We start from the raw sequence: 20,444 nt of genomic DNA, 5'->3' as shown, positions 1-20,444 counted from the left end.
AAAAAAAATGGCGGTAAAGTCTAGGTTCACCGCCAAATTCAGCCGTTTCCGGCCCCCTATTTCCACAAGGCCCGGACGGCCTCGTACACGTCGTCGCAAATCGCCTCAGGCGTGCGCATCGCAAGGCCGTCGGCGCAGGCAATGCGCTGCCAGCCGTACCGCTTCGCCAGCACGTCGTAGGCGTCGTGGCACTTCCGCAGGAAGCCTTCGTTTTTCTCGTGGATGTCGCCCGTGCGGCCGCCGGTCTTTCCCGTCCGGCCGACCATGAGCCGTTCCGTCACCGCCAGGGGCACGTCCAGGAGAACGACCATGTCCGGCTCGGGCAGGCCCAGCTTGCCGAACTCGAAATCCCACAGCCAGTCCAGGTAGGCCTCCTGCGCCGCCGCGTCGTCTATTTTAATCATCTGATACAGCATGTTGCTCGTCGTATAGCGGTCGGCGACGACGATGCCGCCGTCCTGCAGAAACGATTTCCACTGCGTCTGGTACGACGCGAAGCGGTCGACGGCGTAAAAGGCCGACGCCGCATAGGGGTTGACCCCGTCGGCGTCGCTGCCGAAGTCGCCGCGCAGGTACATCTTGACCAGCGCGCTGGAATCACTGTCGTAATCGGGAAAGCTGACGGACCGCACCGGCCGGCCTTCCGCCGCCAGCCGCTCGACGAGCATAGCCGTCTGCGTCGCCTTGCCGCTGCCGTCGCCGCCTTCGATGATAATCAATTTTCCTCTCATATCTATCATCCTTCTTTGATCACGCGAATCGTGCCGAGGGTCCCGTCGGCCGGGCCGTTGGAACTATAGCCTCGCGCTAATTTTTCCTTTATATATATCATGACATCGGCCGTAATCTCTTCTCCCAGCCCGATGGCGGGAATGCCCGGCGGATAGAAGGTCACCGTCTCGGCGGCGACGCGGCCCAGGGACTCGGCGAAGGGCACGGCCTCCGTCTCGGCATTCCAGGCCTCCTGGGGCGGCACGACGACGCGGGGGACCGGCAGGGGCAGCTCCGCCGACTGAAGGCAGGTTCCTGCCGTCCGTCCAGATAGCCCTTCGGCGACGCGGCGGCACGCCCGGCACAGCGTCCGGGCCGTCTCTTCGTCGTCGCCCATCGTCATGAGGGCCAGCACGTGATTCCCTGCCGTCAGCTCCGCCTCGACGCCTTCCTTCCTCAGCAGTTTTTCAGCCTGCCTGCCGTCCAGCCCCAGGCCGGAGAAATCGATGGTCACCTTCGTCTCGTCGAAGGCCCCCACGGCGTCGTAGGCGGTGATTTCTGTCCCGAAGGAATACAGACCGTCTATGCCGTTGAGTTCCGAGCGCACCTGGCGGGCCAGCCCGACGGCCTGCCCGACGAGCTCGCGTCCGTGCAGGGCCAGCTGCCGGCGGGCGCTGTCCAGGGAGGCCAAAAACCAATAATGGGGACTCGTAGACTGGACGAGGGCCATGGCCGCGGCGACCTTATCTGTCAGGGGAAAACCGCGGCGGCAGTGGAGCATAGACGTCTGCGTCAGGGAGCCCGTCAGCTTATGGGTGCTCTGAGCCGTGCAGTCGGCGCCGCAGGATAAGGCATCCTTCGGCAAATCGCCGCAAAAGGGCAAGTGAGCCCCGTGGGCTTCGTCGACGAGGACGAACATCCCCTGCTCATGGGCATAGCGGGCCATTTCCTCCAGATTTCCGGCGATGCCGTCGTACGTCGGGTAGGTAAACAAGACGGCCTTGGCCTGCGGGCAGGCGGCAATGGCGGCCTGCAAGCTTTCCAGATCGGGTCCCAAAGAAATTTGCTCTTTTTCTGCAAAGCGGCTCTCCATGTACACCGGTATGGCGCCGCTCAGTATGAGACCGCCCATGACCGACCGGTGGGCCTCCCGCGGAATGATGATATAATCGCCGCGTCGGCAGACAGCCAGTATCATGGCTTCGATGCAGGCCGTCGTGCCGTTGACGGAAAAGAAGGTCCGTCCCGCGCCGTATAGGTCCGCCGCCAGCTCCATGGCCTCCTTCAGCGGCCCTTCGGGCTGGAACAAATCGTCCAGCGCATACATCAGCCCCAAATCGCGGCGCAGGGCGTCGCCGAACAGGCCGCGCTGATACGCTGAGCTGCTCCGCCCGCCCTTGTGCCCCGGCGTGTGAAAGGGCGTCATGCCGAGCCGGCAGTAGGCTTCCAGGGCCTCTACGAAGGGAGCCTGTTCCTGTCTTTTGATATCCATTTGCATATCCTCAATCTATCGCTAAAAAATCGCGCAGCAGCTCGTAGCTCCGCTCGTAGGCAAAGCCCTTCATCTGCCGCAGGGACCGCCGCAGGGAGCCGTGAATCCGATAGGTATGAAACTCTTCCGGCGACACCCAGCGATAGGCCAGATGCTCGTCCGACAAGACGACGTCGCCGCTGTCGGCCAAAGCCGAAAAGATGACGCCGTTTAAAAACTGGCCGTCCCGCTTCTGGTAGCTCCAAATGCCGACAGGCGCTTCGAGATCCACAGTCAGTCCCGTTTCCTCCTGCACCTCCCGGCGCAGGCCGGCTTCGAAATCCTCCGTAAAATGCAGTCCGCCGCCGGGAAATTCCCAGTGGTGGAGCCCTTCGGCGTCGTTTTTCTGCAGCAGCAGCAGCCGCCCTTCAAAAAATACCATGGCTTTTACGCTCAGTCCCATAATTACCCGTTCCTCTTGGGCCATCCTAATTCCTCCATCTCCATGCCAACAGATTTTCTGTTATTATACCATAGGACAGACGCCGCGAGTAGATTGGCCGCGAAGAATACAGAATCGCCCCTATCTGTCTCATTTACTTCTGCCATATAATGCGGTAAAATGGGTATACAGTTTACGCGAGGAGGCGCGATATTTATGGCAACCAAACGAGTACTTGCAATTCACGACATGTGTTCCTTCGGCCGCTGTTCCCTGACTGCCGCCATTCCCGTTATTTCCGCCATGGGAATCCAGGTATGTCCCTTTCCGACGGCCATGTTCAGCAATAATCTTACCTACGGAAACTACACCTTTTCCGATTTTACGCCCCATATGAACGGCTTTATGGATAAATGGCAGGAGCTGGGCCTTTCCTACGACGCCATCTACAGCGGCTTTCTGGCCGACGCCGGCCAAATCGCCATCGTAACCGACGCCATCCGCCGCTTCGCCAGCGAAGATACGCTGATCGTCGTCGACCCGGCCATGGCCGACAACGGCGTCCTGTACCCCGTCTTTACGCCGGATATCATCACGGAAATGAAAAAGCTCGTCAGCCGCGCGACCATCATCACGCCGAACTATACGGAAGCCTGCCTGCTGTTAGGCACGTCCTTCGACGAAACAGTTCCCAATACCCAGCGCATCCGGGAAGTATGCAGCGGACTGGCCGAGCTGGGCCCGCAGAAAATCGTCGTCACCAGCGTGCCCGCTCCGAACGAAGAAATCAAAGTCGCCAGCTACGACGCGGCTACGGCCACCTTCGACGAAAGCTCGACGCCCCGCATCCCCTTCAGCACCTGCGGCACCGGCGACCTCTTCGCCAGCGTCCTGACCGGCGCGACGATGAACGGCGCGTCGCTCCACGAAGCCGTGCTGCAGGCCATGGATTTCGTCAGCTGCGCCATCGAGTACACCTACCGCTCCGGCTCGGATTACCGCGAAGGCGTCCAGTTCGAACCCTGCCTGTCCCGCCTGATACGATAAGAACAATCCCTGTTTAAGACCGCTGTCAGGATATGCATAGCCGGGCGGCGAAATTCCTTGACGAAGATTTCCATAGCCGATATAATAAAGATGAAATAAAAAATGAGGCATTACACCGACAAACGGTTATAGCCCCTAATAGTAACAGTAGAAATATACCGCCAACGTTTAGCGACTACGGGCGGTTATTTCTTTTGCGTCAAAAGGACCAAAACGATGATCAACAATAAGAAAATGTTCATATCGTTCATGGGCATCACCCCCATTCCGTTCAAATGGATAGGGGCGATATAACCGCCTGCCGTTGTGTGTGTAATGCCTGTGGCAATATGATACATGGCCGATGAACCTATGTCAACAGCCTATGTCAACAGCCTATGTCAACAGCCTATGTCAACAGCCTATGTCAACAGCCTATATCAAAATGGCCATGAACAATACATATGCCGATCTTATATTTTCCTTGACAGTCTTCTCGCCGCCCGATATCATAAAAAAGATGAAATAAAAAATGAGGCATTGCACCGACAAACGGGTATAGCCCCTACAATTTTAAGCAAGAAATATGCCGCCTAAGTTTGGGGACTGAGGGCGGTTATTTCTTTTGTAAAAGAATTACCAACAAGTGAACAGCAAAACCAGATAAGCTCCTTCTCCGCTTTGCAGCATGGCGGGGAGGGAGCTTATCTGGTTTATGCCGCAGGTATGCCGATTTTATATACGCATAGGGGGTATTTTGCAAATATGCAGGGGGTATATGGAAAACGCCGCCATTTCATGTTGAAGGGCAACTACCAACGCAGAAAAGGGGCGTCGGCCCTGCGAAGGAAAGGAGGAGGCACGATGACGAAGTTCGCCCCTGTATAGCAGCGGCAATACACAAAACGAGCAGCGAATTGCACAAAAGCACCGGGCTCAGATACATATACATACCTGAACCCGATGCTTTTGCGTTGTTAGTATCCTAAGAGATGGTTCCCTGTCACACGGAGTTAGTTCTTATCGTTCGTGCCTTCCGTATCTTTATTCTTCAACTGTTCGAGTTCTGCCTTCAGCATTTCGATTTCCTGCTTCATCGCTTCCATCTGCTGCTTCGTTTCGGTATCCTGAACAGCCGGAGCTTCCGACGCGCCTTCGCCGACGCGGAAGGTGAGGCCGATCACCATTGAAAGTCAAGTCGCCGGTCACGTTCAAATCGCCTGTTACCGTCGTTCCGTCTGCTCCGACAGATGCGCTGTTATCTCCATGGCTAAGCGACACCGCCGTATCATCGACGTTCAGGCCGCTGTCTCTGCCCCCTCCCTTACCACAGCATAGGGTTCCATAATTCAGATGAATCCACACACGGCTATTGCCCAGCCCCGCCTTTTTCCCTTTCCCTAATTTTGCACTTCAAGTTCTACGCCCAAAATAGAACCGACCTTTCGCTGTACTTGCTCTTATCATGTCATATATATACACGCTGAAGTTACGGTAAACCGCCTCGCGGCAGGTTTTAAGTACGATAATCCCGTTTCGCAGCCTGAAGTTACACAACAAAAAAACACGAGTGGGAAGAATCCCAAGCTCGTGTTTCTTTGTTATGTATTATGAAGGGTGTAAGGTATCAGGTATTCTGCAAGATTAGCAGCCTTTATTTTTGTGAAGCATGATGTTGAGGATTTCGTCGTCCGTTACTTTCATGCCCTGGCAGGCCAGGCAGCCTACGTTGCGGACGCATTCGTCTACATCGTGCGCTACGAGGCCGTCGTCGCCGCCGACGCGGATGTTGTCGAGGGCCAGCATGACAGAACGGTATGCCGACGATACGGAGGTTACGACCTTCATGGAGCAGCTGTTGGCCGCGCCGTCACAGACCATGCCGATGGCGTCGCCGGTCATGCTGCAGATGGCGTTGCTGATGGTCTGTTCAGCGTGTTCTCTGTCGAGGAGCCAGGCCATGCCCGACGCCGAGCCCATCGATGCCGTCAGGGTCGCGCACAGGGCGGACAGCTTCGGCAGGAAGGAATGGGTGTAAATGGCCATCATATGGGACAATACCATGGCGCGGAGACGATCTTCGTCATTGGCTTTCACGTAGTCGGCTACGACGACGACAGGCTCCGTCGCCGAAATGCCCTGGTTGCCCGAGCCGGAGTTGGTCATAGCCGGCAGGGGAGCGCCGCCCATGCGGGCGTCCGAAGCAGCGACCGTGCGGATGACGACTTCGTTCATCAGGTCTTTGCCTACGAGGCCTTTTTCCTGCTTGCGCTGGAGGGCGCAGCCGATAGCCAGGCCGTATTTGCCCGTCAGGCCTTCTTTAGAGAGGGCGTCGTTCAGGGCTTCGGCTTGCTTCATGAAATCGACCTGTTCCAGGGGAACGTTTTCGGCGAATTCGATGATTTCCTTGACGGACAAGCCGTTGAGGAAGGCGTTCTTTTCTTCCAGGCTGTTGTCTTCTTCTTGTTCTGCGTTGAAAATGACTTCGCCGTCTTTTTCAATGCGGATGACGTTGGTGTGGGAGTCAGCGATGCAGGCCTTGACCGTGTGTTCCTTGCCTTTTACCAGGGCTTCAGAGTAGAGGACGTTGGGAACTTCACGGGCGATGCCGACCGTAACGAGGCCCGTGTCTACCATCTGCTTGCCGGCTTCGATGATGTCGGCAGGAATGCCGTTGAGAACCTGCAGGTCCTTAGACGGGTCGCCGCCCAAGGCGCCGACAGCTGCGGCGATATATAAGCCGGGACGGCCCGTGCCGGGCACCATGACGCCCATGCCGTTTTTCATCAGATTTGCCGATACGCGGGCTTCGATGGACTGGACCGGTTCGCCCAGTTCACGGGCAGCCGTAGCCGCAGCGAAGGCCAGCGATACGGGTTCCGTACATCCCGTTGCCGGAACGACGTCCGTCTTCATGATTTCAATCATTCTTTCCCATTTTGCGTTTGTCATACTATCATGCGCTCCTTTTTACGAAAATGCCAAGAACGGAGAAATAACTAACAAGATGCCGGTGAAGATGATGATCTTCAGACTGAGATCCTTAAACTGATGCAGCATCGGCACTTTGTAAACTAAGTAAGCCGGAATCAGGCAGCCGACGAGGCCGAAGATGGGGCTGCAGATAGACGTAAAGCTGAGGACCGGCGCGTTGAGCACGATAGCGCCCCAGGATACGAGAACGGCGAAAATGAGGATGCCGAATTTCAGAGCGCCCTTATTGATGCGTTCTTCCGGCATCATGCGGCGCAGGCAGTTGAGGGCGATGCCGTGGCAGGCTTCGCGGAAGCCGAGGAATACGCTGAAGTATGCCGTCATAACGGCGAAGATGTTCAGAACCAGGCTCATGATGCGGACGGAGTTGCCTTCAAAGCCCTGTGCGGCCATAGCCAGGGAGGAAATATTCTTGGAGTACGCTTCAACGGCCTGGTCGTGACCCATGGCGAGGTTGAAGGAAATGGCATAGAAGAATACGACGACGAAGAGGATGCCGAAGGCGATGTTCATCGCGCGGATCGCCTTGTAGCGGGCGACTTCGATGGACTTGTTGTGGGCCCGGTAGGAAATAACCATGGGGCTCAGACTCTGGATGAACAGGATAGACGTAAGCGTAAAGGGCAGCATGATGATCGTCTGCTTGATGAGGTATTCAAAGTCGGGGAAGGAGCCGAAGTTGGCCAAATCCCAGTGCTGTACCATGATGACGCCCAAGATGGCAATAACGCCGATCTTTGTCAAAACCATGCCCGTAGACAGCTTGAACAGCAGCTTTTCGCCGCGGGAAGCCAGGGCTACGAGGATGCAGATAATAGCCAATCCATAGAAGGGGTTATCCGAAAGGACCGTGTCCGTTACGCCGAAGGTATGGAGGAAGGACGCGCTGTCGTTGGTAATCGCCGTAGAATATACGAATACCCAGATAACCAGCATGATGAAATACAATACGCCGAGGAAGAAGCCCCAGTTCTTGCCGAGGTAGCCGGCGATGATGCTGGGATAGTCTTCCGCTTTTTCTGCGGCAGCCAAGGTATTAATAAATAATTTCTGGAACAAATACATGGCCGGATAGCCGATAACAGAAGATAACAAATAAATCCAAATCCCGGCGATACCTACCTGTACGGGGAGAAATACGATACCGGCGCCGATAGCCATGCCGATACTCATAATGACCCAGCCCCAGTCGGTGCCGTCAAACTTAATCGCCTCTTTCCATTCCGCTTCCGTCATGCCAGCTTTCTGGGCGTGAGTCAACTTTGTGGTTGCCATGTTAAAAATCCATCTCCTTTACAAAATATATGACAAAAATATAATGAATACCGGCTTCGTCCCCTATTCCAAATCCGATACATCAACCAAAATTCAATCAGCTTGTCCGCTTATTCTTCCCGGCGGATGCGCTGCAAATACCGATATACGGTCGGCTCCGACACCTCCAGCCGCTCGGCGAGGGCTGAAATCCCGCCTTTGAGCAGGAACAGGCCGTCCTCATTCAAATCATGGCTGACCTGAATGCGTTCTTTCATAGACAGGCGCTTCGGCTCTACGGGATATTCCGCCAGCCGCTTGTCGATCATGCTCTCGATGGCGTCGCCGGCGTTTTTATACAAATTCTCGACGGCGTCGGCAGGCACGGCGTCTTCGTGGCTTGCCGGAAGGAATTCTTCCAGCTTCAGGCCCTTGAGGATTTCCTTATCGATGATCTCCCGGGCCGTGATGTAAGGCTGCACGTCGTAGTTCAGACACAGCACGCCGATGATCGAGCCTTCGTCGCCTCGGATAAAATAAGAAGATGAGCGAAACAGATGACCCGTACTTCCCTTGCCGTGGTAATTGACGACGTACTGCGTTTGTTCCTTGTCGCCCTGGCGAAGGAGCTTCAGCACCATATCGGTCAGCGAGCCGCCGATACTGCGTCCGCTTAGATGTCCATTCGCAATAGCCACGATAGAATGTTCCGGATCGCTTACATCATGTAATACTACTTCACAATGTTCCCCTAAGGCTTTTCCCAAAAATTCTACTAATGGTATATAGGTCTCTAATTTTCTCATGTCGTCCCCTCCTTTCTTATTTCGATAAGATTTTATCATCGCAATAAAATTTTTGCAATGTCTTTTGCAAAAAATATTCGCCATATACTAAAATCGCAATTACAGGCCATAAGTAATGCATTTATAGTATATTTTGTCCTTTCAGGACATGACAAAAAAGACTGGCAGCGTACGCAGGCGCCGTACGCTGTCAGTCTTGCCAAAGAAATGTTATGCCTAATTTTTTATTGTCATGCAAAAAATTTGTCTGTGAAAAACGGTACAAATAAGGCCTTGTTTCCCGTCGGAAGAACCGGGACAGGCTCGCTGGCTCCGTCCCTTACCAGGCGGCGACGACGCCGTCAGCCCGGGGTTCTGTCGCTCCCATGAGGACTCCTTCGTCGTTTCGCCAGATGATCTGGCCCCGTCCGTACGAAATGATATTGGGATTGACGACGACGTCGTGCCCCTTGGCCCGCAGGCCTTCTACGATTTCATCGGGAACAGCCGGCTCCACTTCGATGCGCTTGCCGCCGACCCACTGCCAGCGCGGCGCGTCGAGGGCCGCCTGGGGGTTGAGGTGGTAATCGATGGTGTTCATGAGGACCTGCATCTGGCCCTGGGGCTGCATGAACCCGCCCATGACGCCGAAGGGGCCTATGGGCTCGCCGTCTTTGGTCAGGAAGCCGGGAATGATCGTGTGGTACGATTTCTTGCGCGGGCCGACGCAGTTGTCGCTGCTGCGATCCATACTGAAATTGCTGCCCCTGTCGCTCAGGGCGATGCCCCGTCCGGGAATGACGATGCCCGAGCCGAAGCCGTCGAAGTTGCTCTGGATATACGAGACCATATTGCCTTCCGCGTCGGCGGCGCACAGGTAGACCGTGCCGCCGTTGTTGGCATCTGTCGGCGTCGGCAGCACCGCTTCCTCGCCGATGAGGCTGCGCCGCCCGTCGGCATATGCATCGGACAGCCAGTAGGACACGTCGGTCTTCATGAACCGAGGATCGGCGATGTACTGGCGGCCGTCCGTAAAGGCCAGCTTCATGGCTTCGATCTGCCGGTGGAAGGACTCGACCGTATCCCGCTCAGCAAAATCAAAGCCCTTGGCGATGTTCATGGCCATCAGCACGACCAGGCCGTGGCCGTTCGGCGGAATCTCCCACACGTCGTAGCCCCGGTAGTTCGTATGGATGGGCTCGACCCACTGGGGCTTGTATTCCGCCAGATCGTCCTTGCGGATGTAGCCGCCGGTCTTGCGCGACCAGTCGTCTATGGCGTCGGCCAGCTCGCCGTCGTACAGGGCCCGGCAGCGCGTGTCGCGGAGCAGGCGCAGCGACGCGGCGTGGTCGGGAAGATGCAGGATTTCCCCGGCCCGGGCCGGCCGTCCCTCTGGGAAAAAGGTGGAAAACAGGCCGGAAAAGGCCGCTTCCTCCCGATAGGGCGCAAAGCTTTCCCAGCTTTCAGCCAGCATGGCCGCCAGGTTCGGCATGACGGCGTAGCCGTGCTCGGCGTAATAGATGGCCGGCTCAAAGAGGGCCTCGAAGGGCAGCTTGCCGAACTGCTCGTGGATTTCCGCCCAGGCCGCCGGTGCGCCCGGCACCATGACCGGCGTCCAGCCCCGGTGCGGCACGGCGTCGCAGCCTTTATCATGCAGGTCCTCCCACGTCAGCCCCTGAGGCGACCAGCCGCTGCCGTTCAGGCCGTGGAGCTTGCCCTTCGTCCAGATGAGGGCAAAGGCATCGCTGCCCAGGCCGTTGCTCGTCGGCTCCAGTACGACTAAGCTGATAGCCGTCGCCAAGGCGGCATCTACGGCGTTGCCGCCCTGCTTGAGCATATCCAGCCCGGCCTGGGCGGCCAGGGTCTGGGACGTGCACACCATGCCGCGGCGGCCGTATACGACTTCGCGGCGCGAGGCGTAGGGGTAACAGGCCGCGTCAAATTGTATATCCATTGTCATTCCTCCCTTATGATACGCGTTGCTGCCGCTATATTTTACTATAATATGTAGTTCGACGGCAGGCGGTCAACTCCTTTTCCATAGCCGTCATGTTTTGGCTGTAAAAATTTTTTTACAAATCCCCCCTTCCCGTCTTCACTTGCGAATCGTTTCTGGCTATAATAATAGTACATTATTACAGCCTACAGCTACGGCGTATTTTAACAGCATGGAGGGATATGTACTTTGGAACGGTGTATGCTGATTATCAACCCGACAGCCGGCCGGGAACGGGCCAAATATCATAAGGACGCACTGAAAGCGCAGCTGGAGACTATGTTTGATTTCGTAGAGCTGAGACAGACGGAGAAAGCCGGCGATGCGACAGCCTGGGCGAAAGAAGCCTCCCTTGACGGATTCCACGCCGTATTTTCCATGGGCGGCGACGGCACGCTGAATGAAACCATCAACGGCTTGGCACAGGCCAACCGCCCCATCAACTTCGGATTCATCCCTCTGGGTACGGTCAACGACCTGGCCAGGGCCCTGCGCATTCCCCTGCACCCTGAAGCAGCCATTGCCATGCTGAAGCACTGCCGGACGACGAAGGTCGACATCGCCCGGGCCAACGACTGCTATTTCGTCAACACCATCGCCGCCGGCATCATGCCCGAAGCCGTCGGCCACGTCTCCATCGAGCAGAAAACCCGCCTCGGCCCGTTGGCCTATTTCCTCACGGGCATCAAGGCCCTGCAGAACCACCAGACGTCGCTGTTTAAAATCGAAACGGACGATGGCAAAATGATTTACCGCTCGCCTCTGCTCGTCGCCATGCTGACCAGCTCCGTCGGCAGTTTCCGCAACATCGCCCCCCAGGCCCGCGTAGACGACGGCAAGATCTGGCTGGCCGTATTCAAGGATTTTACCTATTTGGACCTGCTCAAGCTCGTGCCGGAATTTCTCGCCGGCGCGCCCCTGAGCAGCGAATACATGACCCTCATGACGACGACCCGGGCCAAGATCTCCATCGTAGACGACCATCCCCTGTCGACCAATATGGACGGCGACGAAGGGCCGGCCTTCCCCCTCGATTTGGAAGTGCTGCCGTCGTTTTTGACGGTCTACGTGCCGGACACGCCGGACACACCCCGCCCTCACGCCTTTCCCATCAATATACCGGGCATTCCGTAAGGCCGGCAGAAATCAATACAGACAATACAAGAAAGCAAACACAGACCGAAAGACGACCTATATGCCTCGTCCTTCGGTCTGTTTCGTATGCCCTGCGCCGGGATATTGCTTATTTTCGGAGAAAAAATCACGCAGCCCTTCGCCATCGCTTTCCCACAGGTGCCAAACGCACGCATCCTCATCATCCAGCACAATAGTCCCAACGAAATATCGTCCCATTCTCCAGCCATTGAGACCTCTATCAGGTTCTGCGCCGCCTCGCCGTCGACGTACTGCAAAAACACCTGCATATCCTTCGCGCTGTCGCTTTCACAAAAGGCACGCCCCTTCCGCCGCCTTTCCATCGACGTACCGCAGGAACGCCCGTATATCCGGGTCCAAGGCCTCGCTGTCGTCTGTGCAAAAACGAAATTCTATCTTACAACATAAGGCGTCTACTCCCGCAGGCACCTTGCCCAAATTACAGCAAATGATTCCTTTTTCCTAATTCTACTACATACTCAACCGATACACGCGCACATCTAGCAATAGTCTCTTTAGAAATACCTTCACGCAGCATTTCTAATATCATCATTGTCTCTTTCTTTTGCTCGCCCGTTCTCTCGCCTTCGGCAAACATTCTCTTTAACTCCATCGCCAACGTCATATATTCTCGCCTCGTTTCTTTATGCTGCTTGATAGCTTTCACTTCCGTATCCAAGGCCTGCACAAACGCCCCTTCCGCCGCTTTTCCATCGACGTACCGCAGGAACGCCCGTATATCCGGGTCCAGCGTCTCGCTGTCGCCCTTGCTGTTCAGGAATATCTTCGTCGCCTCGTCGTTCAGCTCCAAGCCGTCTTCTTCTACGCAGCGGTTCCGAAAGGTATACATGGGCCGGCCCTTGGCAAAGGCGTCGAAGGTACAAATAAATATAATATACGATGGCTTTAAGTTATCATATACGTCGCCTTTATTCAAGAGCTCCATGTCGATCATTCCCTGATAATACCGCGTCCGTTTGGCCAGGCCGTTGTTCGCTTCGTTTTCGCACTGCATTTCGATGTCGTAGACCCGGCCCGTTTCGTCCTTGACGTATACGTCGAGGCGAACGCTCTTGCTGTCCCAGCGGACGTCGATGCTCTTTTCCGTGTCGGGGTAGGTAATCTCGACGATCTTGATTTGCAGTATTTTCTCAATCAGATGTTGGCACAGCCTTTTATTCTGCATGACCTTTAAAAACAGGAAATTGTCCTGTATGGTCAGCTCTTCCCAGTCCTTGATTCGCTTCACGGCCTCGCCACCTTCTACTTATAGTATACTAAACATATGTACGATTCGGCAACAAATGACCTATGCCAAAAACGGCACCTTCCCCCTGTTCCGGGCACAAAAAAAAGAGCCTCTCAGCTCCCCCGTCTTCGCCACGTTCGCTCTGATGCCGGACGCACGAGTCCGCATCATCCGGCATAGCTGTCATGGCGAAATATCCTTATATTCCTGGGCCGTCATGGCCGATTTTAATTTATTCTCCGCCCCTTTGATTACCTTGCAGACCTGCGAGGCCGACAAGCCGTGCAAAGCGGCGATAGCTGCCAGCGTCATATCGGCGGCGTAGCGCAGATGCAAAAACCGCCGTTCCCGCTCGCTCAGGCGTCTCAGGTGCAGATCCAGGTCGTCCCGCAGGCCGACGAAATCCATGTAGTGATGCGGGTCCGGAGCCAGCTCGTCGATAATAGGCGGCAAATCCGTCGCCGCCTCCTCGCCGATGATGTTCTTCTCCACCCGAGCCCAGTACACCTGGTTCTGGCGGCTTTCCCGGCGAAACCGGCTCTGAATCGTGCGGTTGAAAGCCCGCGGCGCGTCCTCATCGCTGTCCAAGTCAAAGGCGTGAATGCAGTCGATAATCGCCAAATGAGCCGTCGAGCGGGCCTCGTCCATCGAGCCGTAGTGATGGAGATTCTTCCGCGAATGCTTGCAGATAAGGGGATGAAACTGCTCTAAAATAAATTCGACAGCTTCGGTGCTGCCGTTTTGGGCCTCGCGAATCCAAGGCCGCAGCGCTTCGGTCATTTCGAACTCCTCCAATCTATTCACATACTATGCGCCGGCAGGCGGCCTCAGGCATTGGGCCCGAGACATGCCGCCCGGCGCGTTTTTTTACTCGTCGATGGTCTCGACGCTGCGGGTCACGATCTGGCCCTGCTTCAGCGACGCCAGGTCGCCGTCAGCCGTCGCGAAGACCTTCTTCTCGACAATCGTCCGGGCCGCCGCTTCGACCGTCGCCTTGTCCAGGCCCTCTTTCGGGTCCTTCAGGGAGTAGACGACGCTGTTGCCGCCCCCGTCGAGAAATTCGAGCTGGAGCGTTCTCGTTTTCGTCACAGCCATAGCCGGTACCTCCTTTCTCTAGTATGGTCGGGCCCTTAGGCCGAAATCTCGTGTTCCACTACTTCGCGGATCGCCGTAAACGGGTCGTCCTGCAGCGTGCCGAGAGCCGTCACGACGTCGACGATATTGGCCGGCTCTGCGCCGGATTTCAAATGAGCCAACGTGACCTGACGGGTCTTCTGCGCGCCGCTGCCGTCCTGATACGACACGGTCAGCTTCAGCTTGCTGGAAACAGGCGTACGTTCTGCCATCGGTCCTTCCTCCTTTCCCTTTCTTAGGATACGGTATACTTCCGGTGAGGCGCGCCTTCTTCCTTGCTCGCCCCTCTACTGTATATGGGACATCGAGAAATATATTTATTTCCTTAAAAATCGGAATTTCGTCCCTAATTTAAAAAGAAATAGAAAGAAACAGAAGGAAATTCTTAGCATACATACGAAGCAAAGGCCAGGATATCGAAAAGATTAAATACTATACAGGTATATTCCTTATATTTTATGAACTTTTTATATTTCAAAAAGTATTTTTGCCCAGAAAAAACGGGCCGGAGGCTATCCCCCCGACCCGTATTCTCTTGCCTTCGGTCAGCCCGTCACGGCTGCCCAAACAATCTTACTGCTGCGGCTGCCCTGCCTGGGCGTCGCCATCCTTCGGCTGCGCCTGGCCGTTTTGTTCCATCAGGAGCTCGACCATCGCCGTCAGCTTGTCGATCTGTTCGCGCTGCTGCGCCAGCTGGGCATCCTGGGAAGCCACGACTTCCTGCATGGACTTGAGCGACTTGGCCATAGCCGTCCGCGACGTCGTCGCGCTGCCCGAGCCTGCGCCTACCTTGAAGGATACGCCGGCGTTCACCATGTCTTCGCCGCCGCCGAATGCGCCGCCGACGCTGAACATGACGTTTTCGCTGGGCCGATAGAAGGCGCCTACAGCGACTGCGCTTGCGCCGCGGTAGTTACCAAAGCCGGCCGCAAAGTCCAGCTTGTTGTCCGGATCGAAATCCAGCGGATGCAAGGCCGCCAACGCCGCTGCCCCTGCGCCGACCCGTTCAATGCGGTCGCCCAGCTTGTTGACTGCGCTGCCTAAGATGCCGATGTTTTCCGTATTAGCCGCAACCTGCTGATTGGTCTGCCACAGCTGGCTGCCGTTGACAGCGTCCGTCGACGTTGCGGAAATTTCGCCGTCGGCTACGCCGGTAATCTTGTTGCCATTCATGTTGAGGGTACCGTTCATATCGACGTTGCCATTAAAGGTTGCGTCGCCGCCGACATTCAGATTCCCCTGCAAGTCCGTATCGCCCGTGACTTTTACATTATTATCTACTGTCACGGTGTCGCCGTCATGAGAAATGGAATCGTCAGCTCCGCTGCCCGGCCCTCTGTCCGGTCTGCCGCTGTTGTTCGTCGTGTTTGTTCCGCTAGTTTCCGCAGCTCCACTGCCATCGGAAGCAACAGAAATTTCCGAAAGCTTGGAAAGATCATCGGCGCTCAAACTGGACAACGCATTGACTGCGCTCACATCCATATTGCTGAGCGCACTGAGGGTGCTGATATTAGAGCGGGAGAAAGCGGAAAGAGCATTGCCAGCAGTTTCTAAGGTCATAACACGGGTATCTATACCTTTAATAGCAGTAACAACACTCGCACTAGGATCAATTTTAGGATGATCGTCCCCCCAGTCAATATTCATCGGATTACCTGAAGCATCAGTACGAATGCCTACAATACCAGCAATATTACTCATAGCTGAGGCTAATTTGTCTGTGGCTGATGTTAAATTAGTATATGCGGTTCCTAAGTAAGGCGTCTCTTTAAAATCTACCGAACCAACAGCACGATCCAATGCATCAAGAGCGCTTGTCGCAGATGGCATTTTTTCTGCCGACAATACGTTACGTCCTGTAAATTTCAAGCTACCAATATTTCTATCCAATGTAGATACTGCATCAGTAACATTGGTATAAGAATCTGCTAATACAGCATCATTTCCTGTAAATTTAAGTGTGCCAATAGCCTTATCCAATGCGCTGGCAGCTTCCGTTAAATCCATACCGCCAGCAGCCGTGCTATCTATCAAGAAATTATTAGACGAGTAATCGCCATCACCGACAATCTGATTCGTAGCATACAACTGTCCGCCATTGACAGCATCCATAGACGTTGCCCTACTAATATCTCCAGCAGCTACGTTAGTAATCGTAGTACCATTACCGTTATTGTAGGATAAATCGACTGCTTGCTTATCTTTATTTCTGTACGTTACAGCCAAATCGGAAATACCTTGGATGTCTTGCTGAACTTTCCAAAGCTGGCCTCCATTAATAGCCTCGGTCGAATTTTCATTCACAACGCCGCCAGTCAAACCAGTAATCTTTCCACCGTTATTTGCATTGATAATAATATTACCGATAGTGGCGCTACCATTCGTCGTAGAAAAGCTTCCCGCTGTGACGGCTCCTGTCGCATTCAGTGTGCCCGTTTTTATGCTCTCAAGACCAGTCAAGGTTGTAGACAGACCCAATCCGTTTGTTTCATCCAGCGTCAGGTTGCTGCCGTTTACTTTGACCTGTACTTTATCGTCGGCAATTTCTAATCCCTTGCCGGTATTGACGGATATTTTATTGTCGTCTCCGGCAATCGTAATCCCGTTGCCATCCACATAAGTCTTGATAGACTGCTTCACATCATACAGCTGTCCGGCATTTACGGCATCTTTCGAACCAGAAACAAGCTTGCCGTCTTCCACATTTGTAATCTTCTGGTTGTTTGCATTTAGTCCCGTACTCGAAATATAGGTTTTATCGTCTACTTTGAAGCTAGCCGCCGTAACGTCCCCCGTAGCCGTCAGAGCGCCCGTGCCAATGCTCGTCAATCCGCTGACCGTCTTCGACAGGCTGACTCCCTTAGTATCGACAACGATGTTTCCATCCTGTGCCGCTTTCACTTCTACGTTGCCGCTGCCGTCAAATCCTATGCCGTTGCCGTTCTTCACCGATACGACGTTCGAACCGTCAATAACTATACCATTTCCTGCCGTATAAGTCTTTCCTGTACCATTTTTGCTCACATAGTCTTGCAAATACTCTACGTTAACGGCATCCGTACTAGCACCAATCTTGCTCGTAACTAACCCGGTAATTTCTCCGTCGGTAAGTTTAAGACCGTTCGTAGCGTTTCCAATCGTCACAGAAGTAGAAAACAGTCCTGTTTCTGCCGTTACGCTACCGCCACTGATAGCCCCTGTTGTCGTAAGACTGCCAACCGAGGCTGCTCCGCTGGCCGTAATGGTTCCCGTGTCGATGCTCGTCAATCCGCTGACTGTCTTCGACAGGCTGACTCCCTTAGTATCGACAACGATGTTTCCATCCTGTGCCGCTTTCACTTCTACGTTGCCTCTAGCGTCAAATCCTATACCGTTGCCGTTCTTCACCGATACGACGTTCGAACCGTCAATAACTATACCATTTCCTGCCGTATAAGTCTTTCCTGTACCATTTTTGCTCACATAGTCTTGCAAATACTCTACGTTAACGGCATCCGTACTAGCATTAATCTTGCTCGTAGCTAATCCGGTAATTTCTCCGTCGGCAAGTTTAAGACCGCTCGCAGTATTTCCAATCGTCACGGAAGTAGAAAACAGTCCTGTTCCTGCCGTTACGCTACCGCCACTGATAGCCCCTGTTGTCGTAAGACTGCCAACCTTGGCTGCTCCGTTAGCCGTAATGGTTTCCGTGCCGATGCTCGTCAATCCGCTCACTTCTTTCGCTAAGCTGATGCCATCAGCGTTTACGACGATGTTTCCGCCGCCAGCTGCTTTAGCCGATATAGTCGGCGTCTGCGTAGCGCCGTTAGCTATGGCAATACCGTTTCCAGCTTGGTAGGTCTTAACCGTATCGGCTACTTTCTGTAACTGGCTGCCGTTTACTGCATCTTTTGAGGTCGCGTTAACTTCTCCCTCTCCTACATTGGTGATCTTTTTACCGCCCATAGACGCGCCTTGTGCAAACGTTGCCGTGCCATTAGCCTTCAACGCGCCAGTCAGAGTTGTTTCTCCTGTAACGCTCAGCGTGCTGTCAAGGGTTGTCGCGCCAGCTACTCCCAGCGTACCGCTGAGCGTCGCATTATTGTTCACTGTCAGCGCATCAGTGCCGAGGCTCGTCAGGCCGCTCACTTCTTTCGCTAAGCTGATGCCATCAGCGTTTACGACGATGTTTCCGCCGTCAGCTGCTTTAGCCGATATAGTCGGCGTCTGCGTATCGCCCTTAGCTATGGCAATACCGTTTCCAGCTTGGTAGGTCTTAACCGTATCGGCTACTTTCTTTAACTGGCTGCCGTTTACTGCATCTGTTGAGGTCGCGTTAACTTCTCCCTCTCCTACATTGGTGATCTTTTTACCGTCCATAGACGCGCCTTGGGCAAATGTTGCCGTGCCATTAGCCTTCAACGCGCCAGTCAGAGTTGTTTCTCCTGTAACGCTCAGCGTGTTGTCAAGGGTTGTCGCGCCAGCTACTCCCAGCGTGCCGGTAAGCGTTACATTATGAGCTTTAACGTCTCCTTGGTCATCGACAGTAAAGCTATCGTTCGTATTCGCAAAGCTGCCGCCTCTTACAATTCCTTCAACATCGGCCTTGCCAGCCTTCAAATTAGTAATTTTCGCATTGGTTGCCGTGACTTTGCCTTCCGTCGTCAAGCCGCCGACTGTCGCCGTGCCGGTAATGTCAGCATTGCCTCTGATGGCTGCGCTTCCTGCTGTCATGGTTCCTTCAATGTCAGCTTTTCCAGCATTCAGATTTGTCGTATTGACAGTGCCGGCCGTGACCGTTCCTTCCGTTGTCAGGCCGCCGACCGTCGCTATGCCGCCAATGGTCGTGTTTCCATCAATGACCGCACTGCCGGCTTTCAACTGGCCTTCTGTCTGGATACTACCAGCCGTTAAGCTTCCGCCAACGGTAGCAGCGCCTTCAATAACGGCACTGCCAGCTGTAATCGTTCCTTCAATATCAGCTTTACCGGCATTTAAATTCGTTGTATTGACAGTTCCCGTCGTAACGACGTCGCCGTTGATCTGCGTTTCTTTACCTTCTGTTCCATTGCTAAACACAGCACCGTCTTCTTCTGTTACAGCAATATAGCTATTTCCTTGCTGAATGCCGATTAAATCGCCGCGAACTTGGAATTGGCTTTGGCCGGCGCGCGCATATAAAGTACCATCTTCGTTTACTTCAAAGTTCCTGTTTGCCGCCGATAACGAGCCTTCCACTTCCGCATTTCCGTCGGTATAGATATTGCCGTCGTTATCGACGTAGAGGCCTTCTCCGTCATCCGTACCCCCTACGAAAAGGCCGTCTTTGGTCAGGGAATTATACGTGCCCTGACCGTTATGGGCATAAAAGCCTTCTTCGTTATAGATCGTATGCTGTCCATCCGGCGTCGTAACAGTAGAACTGCCGCCTTCGCCGGGCTGCCCTTCGTCTTCATTCGCCAGAGGCGCGACGCTTTTTGCTTGCGGATTTGAGGCCAGCGTTACTATCTTATCCGAAGACGTATTGTTCGTTTCTTCTACCTGGGCGTTGAGCAGGGCGTAGGGGTCCGTCAGTTCTTCAGCCTGTACGGGCGCGGCGCAGAGGCCCGTCGTCAGCACCAAGGCGGCCAATACGGCGGCGGCGCTCCGGCCGACGCGGCTGCCTGCGCTCTTCGTGCAGCTGTGCGCCAGCTCGGATACGACGACGTATTGATGTTTTACTTTACTCCATATGACTTTATATATTCGATTCATACCTAGTTCCTCCTTGCTATGGTAATACGCGTTCTTTTTTGCTTCGATGCAGGGAAAACCAGCGCAGGCGGCAGGCGGCGCTGCAAAAGGCGATCCGCCGGTCGTAGGGCTCGGTGATTTCCACGTAGGTTCCGCAGTTTCGGCAGTGAAAGGCGTGGCGTATGGTCTGGGATTTGACTTTTTCCGAGTGCTTCCAGTACAGCCGCTCGCAATGAGCCGAGCAGAATTTCGTCCGCCTGTCCGTCGCCTCGGTCACCCGCACCAGCTTGCCGCATTTCAGGCAGTGAAAGGTCCGCAGGGCTTCCTTTTTCCGCGACGACCGGCCGTGATCGTTTACGCCGTGCCGGTGGGCGTAGCGCCGGCAGTAATTGCTGCAGTATTTCTGCGTGATTCGGTCCGCTTCAAATTCTTTGCCGCAAACGGGACATATGGCTTTCCGTTTCATAGGCAACCTATGGATTCTCTAGCAAGCACACGGAGCGCGCGCCGGGCGA

The 20,444-nt window shown here is 54.6% G+C and carries 16 protein-coding genes; 2 read left to right on the top strand and 14 right to left on the bottom strand.

Going from position 1 to position 20,444, the window contains the following annotated elements; all coding sequences use genetic code 11:
- Nucleotides 1-56: 56 nt before the first annotated feature.
- The 3 genes from OCV58_RS04810 to OCV58_RS04800 are packed head-to-tail and all read right to left on the bottom strand — an operon-like array spanning nucleotide 57 to nucleotide 2,669.
- Complete coding sequence (locus OCV58_RS04810) at nucleotides 57-731, bottom strand: dTMP kinase (RefSeq protein ID WP_154877113.1); 675 nt, start codon at nucleotides 729-731, stop codon at nucleotides 57-59.
- Between the two features lie 5 nt (nucleotides 732-736).
- Entirely contained in the window at nucleotides 737-2,203 is a 1,467-nt protein-coding gene (locus tag OCV58_RS04805) for an aminotransferase class I/II-fold pyridoxal phosphate-dependent enzyme (protein WP_154877112.1), read from the bottom strand.
- 10 nt (nucleotides 2,204-2,213) lie between these two features.
- On the bottom strand, nucleotides 2,214-2,669 hold the full coding sequence (locus tag OCV58_RS04800) for an NUDIX hydrolase (protein ID WP_087478566.1): 456 nt from the start codon (nucleotides 2,667-2,669) through the stop codon (nucleotides 2,214-2,216).
- A 171-nt stretch (nucleotides 2,670-2,840) separates the two neighbouring features.
- Between OCV58_RS04800 and OCV58_RS04795 the strand changes: the two genes are divergently transcribed.
- On the top strand, nucleotides 2,841-3,671 hold the full coding sequence (locus tag OCV58_RS04795; protein ID WP_154877111.1) for a pyridoxamine kinase: 831 nt from the start codon (nucleotides 2,841-2,843) through the stop codon (nucleotides 3,669-3,671).
- A 992-nt stretch (nucleotides 3,672-4,663) separates the two neighbouring features.
- On the opposite strand, the gene OCV58_RS04790 is transcribed toward OCV58_RS04795, so the two are convergent.
- From OCV58_RS04790 to OCV58_RS04770, 5 genes are all read right to left on the bottom strand, one after another.
- Nucleotides 4,664-4,837 (bottom strand): DUF5320 domain-containing protein, encoded by a 174-nt coding sequence (locus OCV58_RS04790; RefSeq protein ID WP_267312796.1) that lies wholly within the window; start codon nucleotides 4,835-4,837, stop codon nucleotides 4,664-4,666.
- 457 nt (nucleotides 4,838-5,294) lie between these two features.
- Entirely contained in the window at nucleotides 5,295-6,602 is a 1,308-nt protein-coding gene (locus OCV58_RS04785; RefSeq protein ID WP_154877110.1) for an L-cysteine desulfidase family protein, read from the bottom strand.
- Between the two features lie 18 nt (nucleotides 6,603-6,620).
- Nucleotides 6,621-7,880: an SLC5/6 family protein gene (locus tag OCV58_RS04780; protein WP_087478592.1), complete on the bottom strand. Its 1,260-nt coding sequence runs from the start codon at nucleotides 7,878-7,880 to the stop codon at nucleotides 6,621-6,623.
- Between the two features lie 149 nt (nucleotides 7,881-8,029).
- Nucleotides 8,030-8,704 (bottom strand): helix-turn-helix transcriptional regulator, encoded by a 675-nt coding sequence (locus tag OCV58_RS04775; RefSeq protein WP_095629054.1) that lies wholly within the window; start codon nucleotides 8,702-8,704, stop codon nucleotides 8,030-8,032.
- 319 nt (nucleotides 8,705-9,023) lie between these two features.
- Nucleotides 9,024-10,637, bottom strand: a complete 1,614-nt coding sequence (locus OCV58_RS04770; RefSeq protein WP_267312795.1) for a gamma-glutamyltransferase family protein — start codon at nucleotides 10,635-10,637, stop codon at nucleotides 9,024-9,026.
- Nucleotides 10,638-10,868: 231 nt separating this feature from the next.
- Here OCV58_RS04770 and OCV58_RS04765 point away from each other — a divergent pair, with 231 nt between their 5' ends.
- Nucleotides 10,869-11,813, top strand: coding sequence for a diacylglycerol/lipid kinase family protein (locus tag OCV58_RS04765; protein ID WP_267312794.1), 945 nt, complete (start codon nucleotides 10,869-10,871; stop codon nucleotides 11,811-11,813).
- A gap of 460 nt (nucleotides 11,814-12,273) precedes the next feature.
- Here OCV58_RS04765 and OCV58_RS04760 read toward each other — a convergent pair whose 3' ends face one another.
- The 6 genes from OCV58_RS04760 to OCV58_RS04735 form a co-directional block, all read right to left on the bottom strand.
- Nucleotides 12,274-13,083: an Rpn family recombination-promoting nuclease/putative transposase gene (locus tag OCV58_RS04760; RefSeq protein WP_154877108.1), complete on the bottom strand. Its 810-nt coding sequence runs from the start codon at nucleotides 13,081-13,083 to the stop codon at nucleotides 12,274-12,276.
- A 183-nt stretch (nucleotides 13,084-13,266) separates the two neighbouring features.
- Nucleotides 13,267-13,863, bottom strand: coding sequence for a sigma-70 family RNA polymerase sigma factor (locus OCV58_RS04755; RefSeq protein WP_267312793.1), 597 nt, complete (start codon nucleotides 13,861-13,863; stop codon nucleotides 13,267-13,269).
- An 87-nt stretch (nucleotides 13,864-13,950) separates the two neighbouring features.
- Nucleotides 13,951-14,178 (bottom strand): DUF2922 domain-containing protein, encoded by a 228-nt coding sequence (locus tag OCV58_RS04750; RefSeq protein WP_087478558.1) that lies wholly within the window; start codon nucleotides 14,176-14,178, stop codon nucleotides 13,951-13,953.
- 35 nt (nucleotides 14,179-14,213) lie between these two features.
- Nucleotides 14,214-14,429 carry a DUF1659 domain-containing protein gene (locus tag OCV58_RS04745; RefSeq protein ID WP_087478557.1) on the bottom strand — a complete coding sequence of 72 codons (216 nt, stop codon included), beginning with the start codon at nucleotides 14,427-14,429 and terminating at the stop codon, nucleotides 14,214-14,216.
- 361 nt (nucleotides 14,430-14,790) lie between these two features.
- The gene (locus OCV58_RS04740) at nucleotides 14,791-19,950 is read right to left on the bottom strand and encodes an ESPR-type extended signal peptide-containing protein (RefSeq protein ID WP_154877106.1); all 5,160 of its coding nucleotides are present in this window, start codon (nucleotides 19,948-19,950) and stop codon (nucleotides 14,791-14,793) included.
- Nucleotides 19,951-19,966: 16 nt separating this feature from the next.
- Nucleotides 19,967-20,395 carry a hypothetical protein gene (locus OCV58_RS04735; protein ID WP_087478462.1) on the bottom strand — a complete coding sequence of 143 codons (429 nt, stop codon included), beginning with the start codon at nucleotides 20,393-20,395 and terminating at the stop codon, nucleotides 19,967-19,969.
- Between the last annotated feature and the right edge of the window lie 49 nt (nucleotides 20,396-20,444).

It is taken from the genome of Megasphaera stantonii (assembly GCF_025567065.1).
In the GTDB taxonomy this organism is placed as follows: domain Bacteria; phylum Bacillota; class Negativicutes; order Veillonellales; family Megasphaeraceae; genus Megasphaera; species Megasphaera stantonii.
Note: the sequence above shows the minus strand (reverse complement) of the source record. Positions and strands in the feature narration are given on the sequence as shown.

What these genes read in the sequence shown, in the direction of transcription:
- OCV58_RS04800 (WP_087478566.1), bottom strand. Translation starts at nt 2,669, where the DNA reads ATGGCCCAAGAGGAACGGGTAATTATGGGACTGAGCGTAAAAGCCATG.
- OCV58_RS04735 (WP_087478462.1), bottom strand. Translation starts at nt 20,395, where the DNA reads ATGAAACGGAAAGCCATATGTCCCGTTTGCGGCAAAGAATTTGAAGCG.
- OCV58_RS04805 (WP_154877112.1), bottom strand. Translation starts at nt 2,203, where the DNA reads ATGGATATCAAAAGACAGGAACAGGCTCCCTTCGTAGAGGCCCTGGAA.
- OCV58_RS04790 (WP_267312796.1), bottom strand. Translation starts at nt 4,837, where the DNA reads ATGGTGATCGGCCTCACCTTCCGCGTCGGCGAAGGCGCGTCGGAAGCT.
- OCV58_RS04775 (WP_095629054.1), bottom strand. Translation starts at nt 8,704, where the DNA reads ATGAGAAAATTAGAGACCTATATACCATTAGTAGAATTTTTGGGAAAA.
- OCV58_RS04750 (WP_087478558.1), bottom strand. Translation starts at nt 14,178, where the DNA reads ATGGCTGTGACGAAAACGAGAACGCTCCAGCTCGAATTTCTCGACGGG.
- OCV58_RS04770 (WP_267312795.1), bottom strand. Translation starts at nt 10,637, where the DNA reads ATGGATATACAATTTGACGCGGCCTGTTACCCCTACGCCTCGCGCCGC.
- OCV58_RS04785 (WP_154877110.1), bottom strand. Translation starts at nt 6,602, where the DNA reads ATGACAAACGCAAAATGGGAAAGAATGATTGAAATCATGAAGACGGAC.
- OCV58_RS04795 (WP_154877111.1), top strand. Translation starts at nt 2,841, where the DNA reads ATGGCAACCAAACGAGTACTTGCAATTCACGACATGTGTTCCTTCGGC.
- OCV58_RS04740 (WP_154877106.1), bottom strand. Translation starts at nt 19,950, where the DNA reads ATGAATCGAATATATAAAGTCATATGGAGTAAAGTAAAACATCAATAC.
- OCV58_RS04745 (WP_087478557.1), bottom strand. Translation starts at nt 14,429, where the DNA reads ATGGCAGAACGTACGCCTGTTTCCAGCAAGCTGAAGCTGACCGTGTCG.
- OCV58_RS04755 (WP_267312793.1), bottom strand. Translation starts at nt 13,863, where the DNA reads ATGACCGAAGCGCTGCGGCCTTGGATTCGCGAGGCCCAAAACGGCAGC.
- OCV58_RS04810 (WP_154877113.1), bottom strand. Translation starts at nt 731, where the DNA reads ATGAGAGGAAAATTGATTATCATCGAAGGCGGCGACGGCAGCGGCAAG.
- OCV58_RS04780 (WP_087478592.1), bottom strand. Translation starts at nt 7,880, where the DNA reads ATGACGGAAGCGGAATGGAAAGAGGCGATTAAGTTTGACGGCACCGAC.